Raw genomic sequence first — 17007 nt, 5'->3', positions numbered from 1 at the left:
TATAGCTTTAACTCTTGATTAAATATGATTTTGAACAAGCTTAAAAACATAGCGAACTAATATGTAAAATCTCTTACTTTTATATTTAATATTGGTTAAATTTAATTTTAGTTTAAGAAAGTCATAGGACTGTCATAAAAAGATAAATCTAGATTAATTTATTGTTTAATCGTGATTTAAAGACGTGTTGTATATTTGATTGTGAGAATAAGTGGAAGGTTAAATATCGATATTCACTAAATTTTAATCAAATTTTTTTAAATATGAGTAATAAAAATCAAGTGATATAGATTTTGTTAGAAGGAGCTGATCAGATAAATTTTGAAAATAAAAAATGGCTTTAAAAAAGCCATTTGAGTGTTGAATATGTTTTTATTGTCGTGATTAGACAGCTACAGTTTTACGTTTTTCAATCATTTTACCGAGCAACAAGCCGAGTTCGAATAACATCCACATTGGGATGGCTAACATAATCATTGAGATTGCGTCTGGCGGGGTAATAAACATCGAGATAAAGAAGCAGCCGACCACAATAAAACGACGTTTTTCGGCCAATGTTTTTGTGCTTACAAAGCCAATAAGAATCAACACTAACGTAATAATTGGAATTTCAAAGGTCACACCAAACACCAAGAATAGTTTTAAACAGAAACTGAGATAACTATTGATATCGGTCATTGGTGCAACGGTTTCAGGTGAGACACTGATGAAGAAATGTAGAATTGACGGCAAAGCAATGAAATAGGCAAATGCGATACCCGAATAAAACAGAATAATGCTGCCAAATAACAGCGGGAATGCCAGATTTTTTTCTTTTTCGTACAGGGCAGGTTTAATAAATGCCCAAAGTTGATAAATAATAAAGGGCATTGCCAGCATCAGCGCAATAAAAAAATTCAACTTAAACGGTGCCATAAATGTTGCAGTAACATCCGTAGCAATCATGGTGGATGTTGCCGGCAATTGTTTTCTCAAAGGTTCTGAGAGGGTAATATAGGTCTTGTTGGCAAAAGGCAATAAACAAAAAAAGATCAGGATGAGCGCCCCGACAATTTTAAATAAATGCTTACGTAACACCATCAGGTGCTGTGTAATCGGCATCGCATCCAAAGGAGGACGGTCTGTTGATGCATTGTCTTGTACCTGAGGTGCGAGTAAATCTGTCATACCGCCACCTTCAGTTTTGGAATGGTTACTGTTTCAATGGGTATAATCTGTGAAGTGGTCATTATGCAACTTTGCTGATCTAACCAATTTTTTGACATATAAATATAAGGAACTTGAGTATCCAGTTTGTGGTAATAATATGTTGCGAAAGGATTTTGTTGACCTAGCTGTTCTGCATGGGTTTCTTGTTCTATCGCAATTTTTTGTTGTTGTAACTCTTGCATCTGAGCCTGCATTTTTTGTTCAAGTTCTTGGATCTTCTGCATCTCTTGTTGCATCTGTTCTCTAAATTCGGAAAGACGTAACTCACGATCGATATCATTTTGAACACTTGTGATCGCTCGTTTAAATTTACTATACCATTTGGCAGCAAAACGAGCAGCTTCAGGAAGCTTATCGGGTCCCAATACCAACAGTGCAATGATCCCGAAAACTAACAGTTCTGAAAATCCAATATCTAACATGATCTACGCCTCACCGATTAGTGTTTTACAGTAGAATTCACATCAGTATTGGTCGTTTGATGTTCTAATGTACGAGTTTCAGTGATTGAAGCCTGAGTCGCTTCTTCATCTTTGATTGATTTCTTAAAATCTTTTACTGCACCACCCACATCTTTACCTAAATTTTTCAGTTTCGACGTACCAAATAATAAAATCACAACGATTGCAAAAATAAGTACGTGCCAAATCGATAATCCAGCCATAGTTTTAACTCCTATTTTATTTAGAGCTATAACAACAGTTATCCGTGACAGAAAAGTGACATTAATATTTCAATTTAAAGACAGAAAATTTTTTTGAAATATTTTGCGATGTTAAACGCTATAGATTTTGGAAAGTGCTAGTATGATCATGATTTGAGAATAAGGGGTATATTGTGGCTTTGTTATTTCCAGTTCTGTCATTTATTTGTGGGTTAATACTGGCGAATAGCAAATTTTCAGTCAATTTAAAGACGATGATGTCCTTATTGTTGGCACGTGTCTTTATTCCGATTGTCATCGTTTACAATATGGTTTTTTATAAATCGGGCAGTATTGCTTTAATTCTATTTGCCTTTGTCTCCTGCTTTATCCTTTTCTTTGTTTATTTAAAACGTTCTAAAGATCGCTTGGCATCACTGTGTTTTAGTTATACGAATATGGCATGGTTGGGCTTTCCAATCGCTTTGGCAATTTTTGGCGCTGAGCATAGTATGGCAATGATTCCACTCTATATTGGTGTTTCGATTTTTGGCAATTCATGGGCTGTAACTTCTGTCAGTTCTGAGCCACAATCTAAAACATTGCTCTTCAAAAAAGTGCTCCAATCACCACCTGTGATTGCATTGATCATTGCAGGACTTTTACGCTGTTTTGATGTGCAACAATTTCAAACCCAACAATGGGTAGATTGGATATATAACGCTTCTAAATGGAGCATGAGCTTCACTGGGATGTGCGTATTGGGAATGTGGTTAAGAAAAACCAAAGTGCATATGGATGACTTAATGATCAGTACCCGACTTGCAATACTAAAACTGTGTTGTGGGCTTATATTGTGTGGTTTGGCCTATTTCATTTTACCTGTTCCACAAATTCATGATTATATTGGCGTGATGTTCTTACTCTTTTGTTTGCCACCTGCCGCTAATATTGTGGCATTGGAAACGCATTATCAAGGCACTGGCGTTTCCGCAAAGTATATTGCTTCGGGAACCATCGTCAGTTGTGTGGTATGTGTCTTATACGGTGTGTTGATTCATTTTTTATAGTTTTCCTTCTTTTTTTTAATTTAGATGGACTTTAAAAACATCATCATGAATTTTTGCGTCTATTCATGGTGTTCCTCCCGCTTTAAAAAAAAGGGGAGGAATCTATGAAATAAATGCTATTTCAAACTGGCTTTAAACAATTGCATTGCTTGACCACGATGACTGATTTTATTTTTGTCTTCTTTGCTCATTTCTGCGCTGGAAATCCCAAGCTCTGGTAACCAGAAGAGAGGGTCATAACCAAAGCCATTTTCACCACGGGCTTGTTCTAGTACTTCCCCTTGCCAAATACCTTGGAAGATCTGAGGTAAAGGATCATCGGCATGTTCAACCAATGCCAAAACGCACACAAACATGCCTTCAATCACTTGATTCGCTTTGCGCAAAGGTTTGAGGTTTTCAAGTAGTTTTGCATTATTTGCTGCGTCATCACCATGTTCACCTGCATAGCGTGCTGAGTAAATTCCTGGCGCACCACCTAATAGAGGAACACAAATCCCAGAATCATCTGCAATTGCAGGTTTACCCGAAATACGGCTTGCATGACGCGCTTTGATAATTGCGTTTTCAACAAAGCTTAAGCCATCTTCAATCGCATCTTCGATATTCAGTTGACCTTGAGGAATTACATCAACAGGTAATGCCAATTCAGCAAACAGTTTTTCAAACTCAGCAATCTTGCCTTTATTATTGCTCGCAAGTACCAGAGTTCCTTGGGATAACCAATCTTTAGATGACATGATCCAAACTCAGAAAGTTAAAATGAGCTTATTTTAACTGAATCTGTAGTTTTAAATATGGCTAAATTTGTTCATCAGATATCGATCATTCAATAAGTTTTAGCTTTAGGCGGAATGTAATAGTCTAGTGCTTGTTTAAGATCAATGATGTCATTATTCTGCATCAGCCCTAAGCCAAGATTGAGCTTTTGAATACTTCGGTCTTTCATGATCAAGCGTAAATAATAATGACGGTCTAATAATGTTTTTTTGAGTTCTACTTGAGCAATATCATGCAACAAAACTTCTTTCTTAATGACACCTCTGCCTTTGAATTCGATGGTTCGAATTTTATCTTGTGTTAGAACCAGAATAGGAGATTGATTTTTAAATATTAAAACAGCTTTTCGGCTCAAGAAATATGAAAAACTTCCCAATAATGCGATTAAAATAATCAAAAAAAGACTTTTAATACCATACTTAAATTCAAATAGTTCAATAGTGAAGAGTAGGGTAGTAAACCAAAATGGGCATGCAAAAATACCTATAAAAATTGATAGTGGCAGGATTTGTTGACGTGAAGCATAATAGTTTTTCTTATCCATGTTTCCCATACTTGTTGTGACCTTAATTAGATGGCTGACGAGCACAGCGTGCCTTGATGAAAAATCATTTGCCAGAATTGCTGATCATTCATTACCCAGATTGACGAGCGTAAAGCCGAATTATATTTTACTTGAGTATTGGTATCGACTTGATAGCTGAGGTAAGTCAACAAAGCACTATGAGCAGAGAGTTGCTGTAGTTCGAAGTCTTGTGCATGAATCATATTTGTGTCTAGATCATTTAAAAGTGCATCAAGCATTTGACTTTTGTTCATGACCTGACCTGATTTAGTGATTTCTTTGAAATCGGTGTGTAAGCGCAGATCTAATATTGTAAGATTTCGTCGTTCAGAATGGTGCAATTGGCATTCAAATTGGATTAATTGTGCGAGCGTTTCTTGCATGATGTTGAACTCCTATTGAAATATTTAAATGTCTGACCATCATTGCTGATTGAAATGAGCCTTGTTGTGCACGAAGTGTTATCTACTTAAACGAGTTTTTTAATTCTGCTTTAAGTCTATGCTCCAAATCAGCATGATTTTCTATAAACCAGCATGCTTTTCCATGACTTGATTCTTAAACAAAATCTGTGAGTGCTTTACTGTTGTGGATATATTTTTTAATATTTCCCACAAATGCCAAACGGATTTTATAATTGGCAAACTTTTGAATGAATTCGCCCGCAATTCCATTTTCTAAATATGCTACAGACAATGCAATCCGCTCTATATAATTTCAGCAAATGTCAAACTCAACAGGTTGTTGATATTGTGCAATAAATAAGCCGTAAGCTCATTTTAAGGAATAATTGAAATTCTTGTGTTATGAAAAAGTTGGACCATATATGTCATGGTAACTACTCGTTGTTGCATAAAAAAAGCACCCGAAGGTGCTTTAAAATATTTTCAAGCTTATTGAGCTTGAATCCACTGGTCTGCACGTTGTGTAGCTGTACGAATTTGATCTTGAGTCAAGTTCGCAGCCAAAGCAGTTTTTTTACTTTGAGACATATTAATGACTTTATTGTCTAACATGCCATCACGTGTGGAAAGCTCATACCATTGGTATGCACCCATATAGTTTTTCTTTTGTTCTTCCATTACGGCAAGATTAAAGCTTGCACGATTATCGCCGTGGCTTGCTGCCTTTTCAAAGTACTGGCGTGCAGAGGTTTCATTTTTAGCAACGCCCAAACCGTCCGCATACATACGACCCACATTTAACTGAGCCGCAGAGATGCCCTGATCAGCTGCTGCTTTAAACCATGTAAATGCCTGTTTCAGATCTTTAGATACACCACCTGTACCGGCTTGGAAATGTGTCGCTAAATAAAACTGTGCTGCCGGTTGCCCAGCTTTTGCTGCTTTCTGTAAATCTGAAACATTCATATGTGCATATTGAGCTGCCATTGCTGAAACAGATTGTTGCTGCTGCGGCACATAGTCCGCATGGGCTTGAATACTGAGCAGCCCAAAAAATAATGTACTGCCTAATAATAATTTCTTCATAGAGCGCTCACTCGATAAATAGCGACTTCGCCGAACAAATTCGGGACGGCTTTACTTAAAAAGCTCCCTTGTTGGTTCCCATTTACAGCGAGTCGATCAATAATTTGAATCTGATTTTCAGCACATAAGGCCTCAAAATCGCGAAAAGTGCATAAGTGGATGTTAGGTGTATTGTACCACATATACGGTAAGGCATCAGAAACAGGCATCTTTCCTTTCAGCGCAAGGAATGAACGTGCTTTCCAATACGCAAAATTAGGAAACGTAATAATTGCTTGTTTCCCCACACGCACCATATCGCGCAGAAGCACATCAGGTGCATCTACAGCTTGCAAAGCTTGTGCCATCACCACGTAGTCAAAAGACTGGTCAGCAAAGCGTCCCAAACCGAGGTTTAAGTCTTGTTGTATAATATTTAACCCTTTGCTGACAGCAATTGCAATCTTTTCTTGATCAATTTCTAATCCATAAGCATGAATTTGCTGTTTTTTGCTCATTTGTGACAATAATTCACCATCACCACAACCTAAATCGAGCACACTTGCACCAGCATTGATCCATTTTTCAGCCAATTGTTGGTCAATACGCATTAAACAGCCTCCTTAGGTGTCGAATTGAGGTGTTCAGGACCCCCTAAAAATGCACGTAAGGATTTGACGTACAATGGAATCGGGAATAGAAAAGAATCATGCCCTTGTTCTGCATCAATATCTAGGTAACTTACTGGTTTTTGATTGGTAATCAATGCATTGACAATTTCTTGAGAACGTTCTGGGCTAAAACGCCAATCCGTTGTAAAGGACACCACTAAAAAGCGACATTTGGTATTGGACAATGCTTTGGTTAATGATTGTTCGTATTCACGAGAAGGATCGAAGTAATCCAAGGCTTTGGTCATAATTAGATAAGTGTTGGCGTCAAAGTTACGACTAAATTGTTCACCTTGATAGCGTAAATAGCTTTCTACTTGGAATTCAACATCAAAACCATACATAAATTTGCCAGATTTTAAATCACGACCAAATTTCTGCTTCATGGCCTCTTCTGAAAGATAGGTAATGTGTCCAACCATACGCGCTAAAATCAAGCCGCGCTTTGGATAACTATCTAATTCCAGATAACGACCATTATGAAAGTCTGGATCAGATAAAATAGACTGACGAGCGACTTCATTAAAGGCGATGTTTTGTGCAGAAAGCTTGGGGGCACTGGCAATAATTACACATTTTTGTAAACGGTCAGGATAGTCGACAGACCATTGTAAAGCTTGCATACCACCTAATGAGCCACCAATGATTGCATACCAAACTTGTATGCCTAGACGATCAGAGAGAAGAGCTTGAGTTTTTACCCAGTCACGGACAGTCACTAAAGGAAAGTCGGGACCATAAGGGCGGTTTTCATTTTCTGGATTAGGTGATGTGGGACCTGTGGACCCACTACAACCACCAATATTGTTTAAGGCGACAACAAAGAATTTTGAAGTATCAATGGCTTTTCCTGGTCCAATACAGGCATCCCACCAACCTGCTTTTTTATCGTCATCATGATGATAACCCGCAGCATGATGATGCCCTGAAAGTGCATGACAGATAAGAATTGCATTGGACTTGTCCGTGTTCAACTCACCATATGTTTCTACCATGATTTCATAGCGTGGCAATACTCGACCACATTCAAGTTCTAACGGTTCTTCAAATTCAAACTTTTGTGGAGTAACAAGCCCCACTGAATCAGCTGGAAAAGACACTGGAAATGTTCGCCTTAAATTTTAGGAAGAAGAATAAACTGATGTTACGGATACCTACATTATCATGATTATTGCTAATAAATGAATGATACGAAAGTGATTTTTCAACTGTATATGACCATAGCGTTGGTGTAACGAATAGATCTCAATGTCTTATGTGATGATGATTCAGCCAGTACTTTAATTTTACTCAGATTTTGTTTTGCAATCTGTGGGCAGGATCAATAAAACATAGGTTGTGAAATGTCGCTTATCGCTGTTAAGGCATTTTCAATACATATTTTGACGATAGGGATCATCAAAGCATTTTGATTCGTAACATCAATCAATATCAATAGATAAAAGAAAGGATACCATTAGGGGGTATCCTTTCTAAAGTCATTTAATTGATATAGCTTATACGGCAGCAGCAATTACTTGATCTGTGCTGAGTACACCTTGATCAATTAAACGGTTGGTCGCTGCAATAATCGCTTCAATAGACGAGGTCACGATGTTGTCATGGACCCCTGCACCAAATGCTGATTTACCTGTACCTTGAACTTGAAGCTCAATTAAAGCCAAAGCTTTTGCATGCGCACCAGAACTGATACTACGTTCTTCATAGTTCAAGACATCAATCGGTAATTGAAGCGCGTTTAAAATAGCTGAAATTGGACCATTGCCTTCACCACGTAAGCGTTGACTTTCACCATTCACTACAACATCAAGCTCAATGACCTGATTGCCATTTTCATCCGATAATCTGTAGTTTTTCGCTGAGTAATGAGCATCTTTTGCAGAAACATAAGTGTCTTTGAATAGAGTCCAGATCTGTTGGGCTGAAACTTCGACACCTTCTTCATCGGCAACTTGTTGCACAATTTGTGAGAACTCAATCTGTAAGCGGCGCGGTAACACGACGTTGTAGTTTGATTCTAATAAGTACGCAATACCACCTTTACCAGATTGTGAGTTGACACGGATGACAGCATCATAGTCACGACCTAAATCTTTAGGATCAATGGGTAAATAAGGCATATCCCAGATTTCTTCATCTTTTTGGAATTCAAAGCCTTTTTTAATCGCATCCTGATGTGAACCCGAGAACGCAGTGAATACTAAATCCCCCGCATATGGATGACGCGGATGTACTGGCAAACCTGTACATTCTTCTATAGTCGCAATAATTTCATTGATATTGGAAAAATCTAATTCACAAGCAACACCTTGGGTATACATGTTTAATGCAATTGCAGCGACATCCACATTACCTGTACGTTCGCCATTTCCAAATACGCAACCTTCGACTCGATCAGCCCCCGCCATGATTGCCAACTCAGATGCTGCAATACCACAACCACGGTCATTGTGGCAGTGAACTGAAATGATCACACCATCACGACGGGCTAAATTACGATGCATCCATTCAATTTGATCAGCATAGACATGTGGACCAGATACTTCCACAGTTGCAGGCAAGTTTAAGATCACTTTATTGTCAGGAGAAGCTTCCCAAATTTCTGTTACGGCATCACAGACATCTTTTGCCACTTCTAATTCAGTCGCGGTAAAGCATTCTGGGCTGTATTGGAAAATAAATTCAGTTTCAGGTTGTTTTGCTGCGTATTCTTTGACTTTGCTTGCTGCATTGATGGCCAACTGTTTGGCACCATTCACATCGACATTTAACACTTTCTTACGGAAGGTCGGCGAATTTGCGTTATAGATATGAACAATAGCACGTTTAGCACCTTGTAAAGATTCAAAGGTACGTGCAATCAAATGATCACGTGCTTGTACTAAAACTTCAATATAAACATCATCTGGAATATGACCTTCTTCGATCAATTTACGTGTGAAATCAAAATCAATCTGGGATGCTGAAGGAAAACCAATTTCAATATGTTTAAAGCCAATTTTGACCAACATTTGGAACATTTTAAATTTTTGTTCAATGTTCATTGGTTCAAAAATTGCTTGGTTACCATCACGGAGGTCGGTACTCATCCAAATCGGCGCTTTATTGATTTCCTTGTTTGGCCACTGACGGTCAGGCAAGTCTACACGTTGGTACATGCGACGGTATTTTTTACTTGGATCAGCCAACATCATGAGGGAACTCCTTGTGTAGTTGTTGTTGCTCGCTTCTTGGGTAAAGGCAACTTACTACAAATATAGATTGTGTCTATCTGTTCAATTTACAAGTATTTTTATGGTGAAAATAAAGTAAATTTTCATAAATTCAAACGTGGATATCACGATATAAATCTAAACACTGAAGACTTGCAAATGGTTTAACTTGAGATTAATTCTAAAACAGTTATCCTGGAAATAATTTCCTTAATTTGCACAAAAAATATCAGTTGAGAGAAAAATTTCCTTTGAATGACTCAATCTTGAAAAATATATTCTTGATTGATTTCATTTACGGTAGCAGTTCCCATTAATGCCATGGTGATTTCGAATTCTTCCTTCAAAATCTTGATAACATGCGCTACGCCTAAAGCACCTGCAACAGATAATCCATAGATTGCAGGACGTCCGATCAGCACTGCATTGGCACCTAAAGCCAATGCTTTAAAGACATCTGTGCCGCGACGAATCCCGCCATCTAAAAGCAGGGGAAAGTCGGTAGGTACAACTTTGCGAATTTTTTCCAGTGCTTTGAGGGGTGACATGGAGGTGTTAAGTACCCGTCCACCATGATTGGAAATGATCAGCCCTTTTACTCCAATATTGGCTGCTTTTTGAGCGTCAAGTGGATGTAGGACACCTTTTAAAATTACAGGTAGGGATGTATGCCTTATGATAAATTCAATATCAGCCCATTGCGGAGCAATCTGCATTAAGCCTTGAAAAACAGGATGTTGATTGTCAGCGATTTCTGGCAAAGGAATGTGTGTCGGCGTATGTGGATGCTGCATCGCTTCGGGTAGCTGAAAGTTCACACGGCGCTCACGGTCACGAATACCGGTATGTGGAGAGTCCACAGTAATCACAATTGCCTTAAAGTTTTGTTGTTGTGCTAGATGCACTAAAGCGAGTGATTTTTCTCGGTCACCTTGCCAATACAGTTGAAACCACTTAAATGTATTTTCTTTCTTGATCAAGCGCATATCGGTATTGGTAAATGTGCTGAGCAGCATATTACTTCCGAGTACCTCCGCAGCAAGGGCTGTTGCTGCTTCACCCTCTGGATGAAACAGTTGCTGATGTCCAATCGGAGCAAGAAATATCGGATGAGGAAATGTTTCTCCTAAAATTTCACATTGTGTTGAGCCTTGAGTTAGATCATTTAGTAATCTGGGGACGAGTTGAATTCTTTTAAATTGTTCTAAATTGTCTCGGACACTTTGCTCATCCATCGCCCCCCCTTGAAGATAGTGCCAAGTATTTTCAGCCAAGTGCAGTTCAGCCTGTTTTTCATAATCAGCAATAGTCTGTAAATGGGGAGGGATTTGAGAGAAAGGAGGGAGGATGTTTTTATTCATTGCAGATTTCTCATTTATCCAAATTTACACAAAAAGGGCAGATCAATAACTGTATAAACAATCTGTGATTTAAATTTATAAATCACTCCACTCACGCAATAGATTGTGATAAATCCCAGTCAGGCTGATGACTTGCTCATGTGTGGCAGAAAGCGCTATGGTTAACTTTTGAATATTTTGATCAAGGTCAAACAAAATTCGCCGTTGAGCATCCGATGCGACAAAGCTTTGCACCCAGAAGAAAGATGCAATACGTACACCTTCAGTGACAGGGTTAACCTGATGCAAGCTTGTGGCAGGGTAGACAATTGCATCGCCTGCGGGGAGTTTTACTTCTTGAGTTCCGAACGTATCTTCAATCACCAGTTCTCCACCTTGATATTCATCGAGATCAGTTAGAAATACAGTACAGGATACATCAGTTCTTAAATATTGATTTAACTGAGGATGATGACGAATCGCATTATCAACATGCATGCCAAAGTTGCCACCATGTTGATAGCAATTAAACAGAGGTGGCAAAAATGTTTTTGGAAGAGCTGCACTAAAAAAAAGTGGATTTGAATTCGCTGCATGGTGAATGATTTGACCAAGCTCCAGAGCTTCATTGGAGTCTTGTGCAAGTTGTAAATTGTTTTTTAAATGTGCTGACTGATAGCCTGTAGTGGCTTTCCCATCACTCCATTTGGCTTGAGAAAGTGTTTGACGACAATGATTTAATTCATCCAGATTGAGTAAATTTGGAATATGTAAAATCATGATTTTCTTCCCCAAAAAAGAAACAGCGTCCAATAAGCTGAACGCTGAATTTTAACATAGTTTGTCTAAATCTTAGAATTTATAGTTAACGTTAAACACGCCTTTGCGACCTTCACCTGGCATTGCCCAACCATTGTTACGGATATGGGTATAGTACTTCTCGTCACTTAAGTTTTGACCCAATAATTGAAAACTTAAATCTCTGTTGTAGCTGTAGGTTACAGAGGCATTATGAATTAAATAATCTTCAGATTTGACCTGTGGTACACGATCGTTTGTTGCAGCAGAATGTGTACTTAAATACATTTCACCTTGATAAGTTAAGCCATAACCTGCTTGCCATTGATCATTCAACTGATAAGTTGTCCATAAGCTACCAGAAACTTTAGGTACATTGACTAACTTATCTCCTTTTTGGAAATCAATATTGGGTGAACCATTGACTTTAGTCTGATCATATTCTCCCTCCATATAAGCTGCACTGGCTGTGATGTTCCATTTCGGTGTAATTTCACCTGCTAAACCAAGCTCAACACCTTGGACATAGTTCTTACCATCGAGTTTGGCATCTGGTTGACCAGCTATATCACTTCTAACCCGTACCTTATCTTGTTCATTACGGAAGACTGCCGCAGACAATAAGAAGTTAGGGTTCGCTTGCCACTTGGCTCCTATTTCATAAGCAACAGCATTTTCAGGATCAGTATTACAAGTGTTTGCTGTGATTACATTATTGGTAATGGTCTGAGCGCAGCCACCACTTGCGGTATTTTGAACAGGCTTTTGCGCATTGGCATAAGACAAGTAAAGACTGGTTGCAGGTGTTGGTTTAAATGTCAAACCTGTATTATACGAAATTAAATTGTCAGACTGTTTGTAATTTTGACCACGTGTTACAGCAGCATTGGTTGTTGAAATCGTATCTGAACGATATTGACCATCGGTGTAATCATTACGTACACCAAGGTTAAGTAACCACTGTTCACCAAACTTTAAAGTGTCAAATAGATAAGCTGAGTAAACATTTAAATAGCCTTCGGCAACCCCTGTTTTTGTAAATTTAGTTGCGCCTCTCCAATAATGATCTGGGTTATATACATCCATATTTGGCTTGGTGGGCACTGTACCATTCGTATTGTAGATATAACCTGCAGTCGTGATTTCATAATCTTCACGACTCATACCGACTCCAGCAACAAGGGTATGATCAATTAATCCGGTTTTAAACTGCACATTGATATTTGTATCATTGGCAAACTGCTTGTTGTGAGTATCACGATAATATCCACGTGGACCAGAAACAACATATTGCCCTGCGGTTGCGCAGTTTATAAACCCTGTTAAATTGTTATTTGTGAAAGCAGTTGGTGCTTTACCATCAGCCAAACAAAATGTACCTTGTGGTGCAGAAACAGTTGCTTTTTGTTGAATATCACTATAACGGGTGATGGAGTTGAGTTTTGCGTTGGAACTGATTTCACTCTCTAATTTTAGTGTAACAACCTGGTTCTCAATATTTTGTTGATCTAAGTTGCTATAACCATAGTTGTTTTTATCTGAAATCCCTTTCACTGGTTTGCCATTATAATAAGGCACACCGTACTGTGGATCGTTTTCATCTTTTTGATAAAGATACGATAATGTTGCCTTAGTTGTGTCACTGATTCCAAAAGTAAGCGATGGTGCAATCCCCCAACGTTTCATTTCCTCCTCACGACCTGCATAAGTATTTTGATGTCCCATGACATTTAAGCGGAATGCTAAATCATCATCAACCACTTTATTGAAGTCACCAGTGAAGCGTTTGTAACTGTCGGAACCAAAACCTAAAGTTACTTCATTGCTGTCGCGTTTTTTTGGTGTTTTAGAAACTAAATTCACGCCACCACTGATTTGTCCTACACCGTTTTCAACAGAGTTAGCGCCTTTAATGACTTCAACAGCTTCATAGTTGAATAAATCTGAACGGTTGGTCAACGCTGCGTCGCGTAAACCATCAACTGTAGTGTTATAGGTTGCATCATAACCACGCAAATTGATTTTATCTCCATAACCACCACCACCTTCACCCGCACCAAAGCTGATCCCTGGTGTAGTTGCAAGTGCTTGCTGAAGTGAAAGCAAGCCTTGATCTTTTAGTGCTTTTTCAGTGATCACTTGAACGCTTTTAGCTGTGTCTAGAAGAGTTTCTGTGCGCTTGGTCGAAGAGGTTTTAGCTGCCAAATAAGATGCATTTTGTTCTGCACGCGCTTGAATTGTGGGCAGTTGAGTAACTGTTTCTTCAGTTGCAGCAAACGCTAAATTCGGTAAAGCAATTGCTAGTGCAACTGTTTTCACTTTTTTGTTTTTTACAGCATATTTTTGAGCCATTTTTGCATCCATCGCAGATCATGTTGAATTTATCCAATACTGCACAGCAACCTTTGTGTTGCAATAATGGAGAATTTGTTAAGGAATGTAATAATGCGAATTTTATTGATAATTATTATCATTAACAATAGCTGAAATGATCTATTTATACGGAAAAACTGTTTAAATTTTTAAGTTTAATTAAATAAAACTATGATTAAAGTTGGCGGTGGTTAGCATATTTATGAAATTTATATTTTTTTTTGCATATGTTGGGGAGTAATAGCGCTTTATTTTAATATATTTTAATAATGGGGGCTGATGGCTAGATGATAGATAAAGAGGATGGCTTTATTTATAAAATAGAAGCCATTCTCTTTAAGATAAGTCAAATTTTAATATTTAAAGTTGATCGATAATACTGCGTTACGACCTTCAGCTTCTGTTGCATAGTGTGACGCATAAGCTTTAGTAAAATAGCGTTGATCTGAAAGGTTATTTAGATTTAATTGCAAATCTACATTTTTGTTAACATTGTAGCGTGCCATTGCATCATAACGAACATAGCCTGGAACAAACTTGGTATTTGCAGCATCGCCATAAACTTTGTCCATCGCTAAAGCGCCTGCACCAAGAGTCAACTGCGGAAGTACCTGGTATGTTGTCCAAAGTGTTGCGCTGTTTTTAGGAACGTTTGGAAGTTGTTTGCCTTTAGCTGGGTTAGGCAAGGTACAAACACCTGCACGAGTACATGATGGTCCAGGATTTGTCATTTCGCTATCTAGATAAGAATATCCAGCAGTTATGTCCCATTTGTCCGTGAGTTTACCTGTTGCAGTAAACTCAACACCATCAACTTTACTTTCACCACCATTGGTATAGGTGCCTGCATCTAATTGAATACGGGTATTTTGTTTTTCAGTACGGAATACTGCTACAGTCAAGTTCAAGCGTTCATCGAGGAAATCCCATTTTGTCCCAAGCTCATAGGTGCGCGCTTCTTCTGGTTTTAAGTCCATATAAGCTTGACCAATTGCTTCGGAACCATCACCACCATCTACACCAACTGGGTTAGCAGATGTTGCATAGCTGGCATAAAGTGAACCATTTTTCATCGGTTTAAATGTTAATCCAGCTTGATAAGTGAAAAAGTCTTTATTGTTTTCAAGCTTTAGACCTGTAGCATTTGTAACTTGTTCAGTATCAAATTTGTCCCAACGAACACCTAAATCGAGTAACCACTGTGGATTAAACTCAATATTATCGAGTAGATAAACCGAGGTCACTTTTGTTGTAGTTGTCGTCGTTTTTCGATTTGCATTAGCTGAGCCTAACCATTCTTCTTTTGAATTTGGATTGGTTAAAGACGTACACCATGCATCATTGATTTTGCAATCGCTGTTAAAACCACCAGTCGTAGTACCAGTATAACCAGGATAGGTGATTGTGTAGTTGCCTTTGTCAGATTTTTGATCACTATACTCAGCACCAACATTAAATTTATGCTTAATTTCTCCAGTATTAAACTTACCCGTCAATGCCAACTGATCTGTGAAAATATTTGTATCAGTAATACGTGAATTGATACGACGCCAAACTTTGTCATTTAATACATTACCTTTTGAATCATCGGGTTGAGTCCAAAGATAATCATTGGTTGATTTGTTATATACAGCAGTATTGGTAATCGTTAAATTTTCGTTTAAATCATGTTCTAATTTAATCGTACCAATTTGATTTTCTTGTTTTTGGAAATCACGATCATGTAATCCATAGTAAATGCCTTGTTTGACATCTACAGGTTTTCCAAATGTTGCTTTCTTGGAAGCATCATAATTATATGGCACACCTGAATCAGGTGTATCATCTGATTTTAAATAATAATAACTTAAAGTTGCACGAGTTGGTGTGTCTAAACCAAAAGTAATACTGGGTGCAATACCCGCACGTTTATATTCTGCACCATCATCTTGCCCAGCTTTTTCGTTGTGATGTCCCATCACAGCAACACGTGCAGCAATACCATTACCAAAATCTTTATTACCGTCGAGGGTAATACGTTGGTAATTATCTGTACCACCTGCAACTGAACCTTCTAGGTAGTCGCCTTTTTTAGCAACTTTAGAAATCATGTTGACACTACCACCGACAGAGCCAGCACCTCCCAATGATGATGCAGAACCTTTAGTTACTTCAACTTGCTCTACGGCAAACATTTCACGGTTTTGTGAAGTTGAATTACGAACCCCGTCTACATACATCGAACTTTCGGAATTATATCCGCGGATAAATGGACGGTCACCATTTGGGTTACCGCCTTCACCTGCACCAAGAGTAATCCCGGGAACTGTGCGAAGTGCATCGGCAAGTGTGGTGACTTGTGTATCTTCGATGAGTTTTTTTGAAATAACGGATATAGATTTAGGGGTATCTAATAAAGGAGCCACAAATTTTTGATTGGCAGATTCATCTACTTTTAAACTTTGTTCTGCAGTTGCTTGCGCTTTAATTGTTGGCAGTTTTGCAATTTCGTCCTGAGCGATGGCTGACGTAGCAATAACAGACAGTGATGAAGCAATTGCTGTAGAAACAATTTTTTTGCGTGATTTGATAAATGACATACTTTAACTCACAAAGAGTAGTGTAAATTTGTATGCGAATAATAATGATTCTTATTTTTTCATGCATCTATTTGTTATTGTATTTGTCGATGAAGTTAAAGAGTTTTTAAGTAAAAATAAATTAGTTTTACCGCTAATTTCAAACTAATTGCATGAAAAAAATAAATTTAATTAAAATTTTTTGATATTTTAAAATGTAAAAAAATGAACCTATTGTGAATAAGACTTTAGATTTAGCTAAAATTATCAAAATATAATCGATTGTAAGAAATCGATTGATTTACTATTTATTGTTTGA

16 protein-coding genes are annotated in these 17007 nt (G+C 37.9%); 1 reads left to right on the top strand and 15 read right to left on the bottom strand.

Features of this window, described 5'->3' with window-relative positions; all coding sequences use genetic code 11:
* Window positions 1-384 precede the first annotated feature (384 nt).
* From tatC to tatA, 3 genes are read right to left on the bottom strand one after another with little or no spacing between them, the layout of a single operon-like run.
* The gene (tatC, locus tag OSH00_RS17610) at window positions 385-1167 is read right to left on the bottom strand and encodes a twin-arginine translocase subunit TatC (RefSeq protein ID WP_266131508.1); all 783 of its coding nucleotides are present in this window, start codon (window positions 1165-1167) and stop codon (window positions 385-387) included.
* Entirely contained in the window at window positions 1164-1631 is a 468-nt protein-coding gene (gene tatB / locus OSH00_RS17605; protein ID WP_266131507.1) for a Sec-independent protein translocase protein TatB, read from the bottom strand. Before tatB ends, tatC begins: the two co-directional genes overlap by 4 nt.
* Window positions 1632-1648: 17 nt before the next feature.
* On the bottom strand, window positions 1649-1873 hold the full coding sequence (gene tatA / locus OSH00_RS17600) for a Sec-independent protein translocase subunit TatA (protein ID WP_004830191.1): 225 nt from the start codon (window positions 1871-1873) through the stop codon (window positions 1649-1651).
* A 173-nt stretch (window positions 1874-2046) separates the two neighbouring features.
* Between tatA and OSH00_RS17595 the strand changes: the two genes are divergently transcribed.
* Window positions 2047-2922: an AEC family transporter gene (locus OSH00_RS17595; RefSeq protein WP_266131506.1), complete on the top strand. Its 876-nt coding sequence runs from the start codon at window positions 2047-2049 to the stop codon at window positions 2920-2922.
* A gap of 116 nt (window positions 2923-3038) precedes the next feature.
* Here OSH00_RS17595 and rdgB read toward each other — a convergent pair whose 3' ends face one another.
* The 12 genes from rdgB to OSH00_RS17535 all read right to left on the bottom strand — a co-directional run bounded on the left by rdgB (window position 3039) and on the right by OSH00_RS17535 (window position 16709).
* On the bottom strand, window positions 3039-3662 hold the full coding sequence (gene rdgB, locus OSH00_RS17590; protein ID WP_266131505.1) for an RdgB/HAM1 family non-canonical purine NTP pyrophosphatase: 624 nt from the start codon (window positions 3660-3662) through the stop codon (window positions 3039-3041).
* A gap of 89 nt (window positions 3663-3751) precedes the next feature.
* Window positions 3752-4246: a hypothetical protein gene (locus OSH00_RS17585; RefSeq protein WP_266131504.1), complete on the bottom strand. Its 495-nt coding sequence runs from the start codon at window positions 4244-4246 to the stop codon at window positions 3752-3754.
* Window positions 4247-4272: 26 nt separating this feature from the next.
* Complete coding sequence (locus OSH00_RS17580) at window positions 4273-4650, bottom strand: nuclear transport factor 2 family protein (protein WP_266131503.1); 378 nt, start codon at window positions 4648-4650, stop codon at window positions 4273-4275.
* 175 nt (window positions 4651-4825) lie between these two features.
* Window positions 4826-4963: a DUF4180 domain-containing protein gene (locus tag OSH00_RS17575; RefSeq protein ID WP_266131502.1), complete on the bottom strand. Its 138-nt coding sequence runs from the start codon at window positions 4961-4963 to the stop codon at window positions 4826-4828.
* Between the two features lie 197 nt (window positions 4964-5160).
* A complete protein-coding gene (locus tag OSH00_RS17570) occupies window positions 5161-5757 on the bottom strand; it encodes a tetratricopeptide repeat protein (protein ID WP_004830183.1) in 597 nt (198 codons plus the stop codon).
* The gene (gene metW / locus OSH00_RS17565) at window positions 5754-6347 is read right to left on the bottom strand and encodes a methionine biosynthesis protein MetW (RefSeq protein WP_266131501.1); all 594 of its coding nucleotides are present in this window, start codon (window positions 6345-6347) and stop codon (window positions 5754-5756) included. Before metW ends, OSH00_RS17570 begins: the two co-directional genes overlap by 4 nt.
* A complete protein-coding gene (gene metX, locus OSH00_RS17560; protein WP_266131500.1) occupies window positions 6347-7507 on the bottom strand; it encodes a homoserine O-succinyltransferase MetX in 1161 nt (386 codons plus the stop codon). The genes metW and metX overlap by 1 nt, the downstream gene beginning before the upstream one ends.
* Before the next feature lie 396 nt (window positions 7508-7903).
* Window positions 7904-9601, bottom strand: a complete 1698-nt coding sequence (leuA, locus tag OSH00_RS17555; protein WP_266131499.1) for a 2-isopropylmalate synthase — start codon at window positions 9599-9601, stop codon at window positions 7904-7906.
* Window positions 9602-9879: 278 nt separating this feature from the next.
* Entirely contained in the window at window positions 9880-10980 is a 1101-nt protein-coding gene (locus OSH00_RS17550) for an alpha-hydroxy acid oxidase (RefSeq protein WP_266131498.1), read from the bottom strand.
* A 75-nt stretch (window positions 10981-11055) separates the two neighbouring features.
* The gene (locus OSH00_RS17545; RefSeq protein WP_266131497.1) at window positions 11056-11739 is read right to left on the bottom strand and encodes a Fe2+-dependent dioxygenase; all 684 of its coding nucleotides are present in this window, start codon (window positions 11737-11739) and stop codon (window positions 11056-11058) included.
* 72 nt (window positions 11740-11811) lie between these two features.
* Complete coding sequence (locus OSH00_RS17540) at window positions 11812-14109, bottom strand: TonB-dependent receptor (protein WP_266131496.1); 2298 nt, start codon at window positions 14107-14109, stop codon at window positions 11812-11814.
* Window positions 14110-14483: 374 nt separating this feature from the next.
* Entirely contained in the window at window positions 14484-16709 is a 2226-nt protein-coding gene (locus OSH00_RS17535) for a TonB-dependent receptor (RefSeq protein ID WP_266131495.1), read from the bottom strand.
* Window positions 16710-17007: the final 298 nt, after the last annotated feature.

Origin of the sequence: Acinetobacter nematophilus (assembly GCF_026344175.1) — a bacterium.
Classification (GTDB): domain Bacteria; phylum Pseudomonadota; class Gammaproteobacteria; order Pseudomonadales; family Moraxellaceae; genus Acinetobacter; species Acinetobacter nematophilus.
The sequence above is the reverse complement of the archived record's forward strand: the minus strand, read 5'-3'. Positions and strand labels throughout refer to the sequence as shown.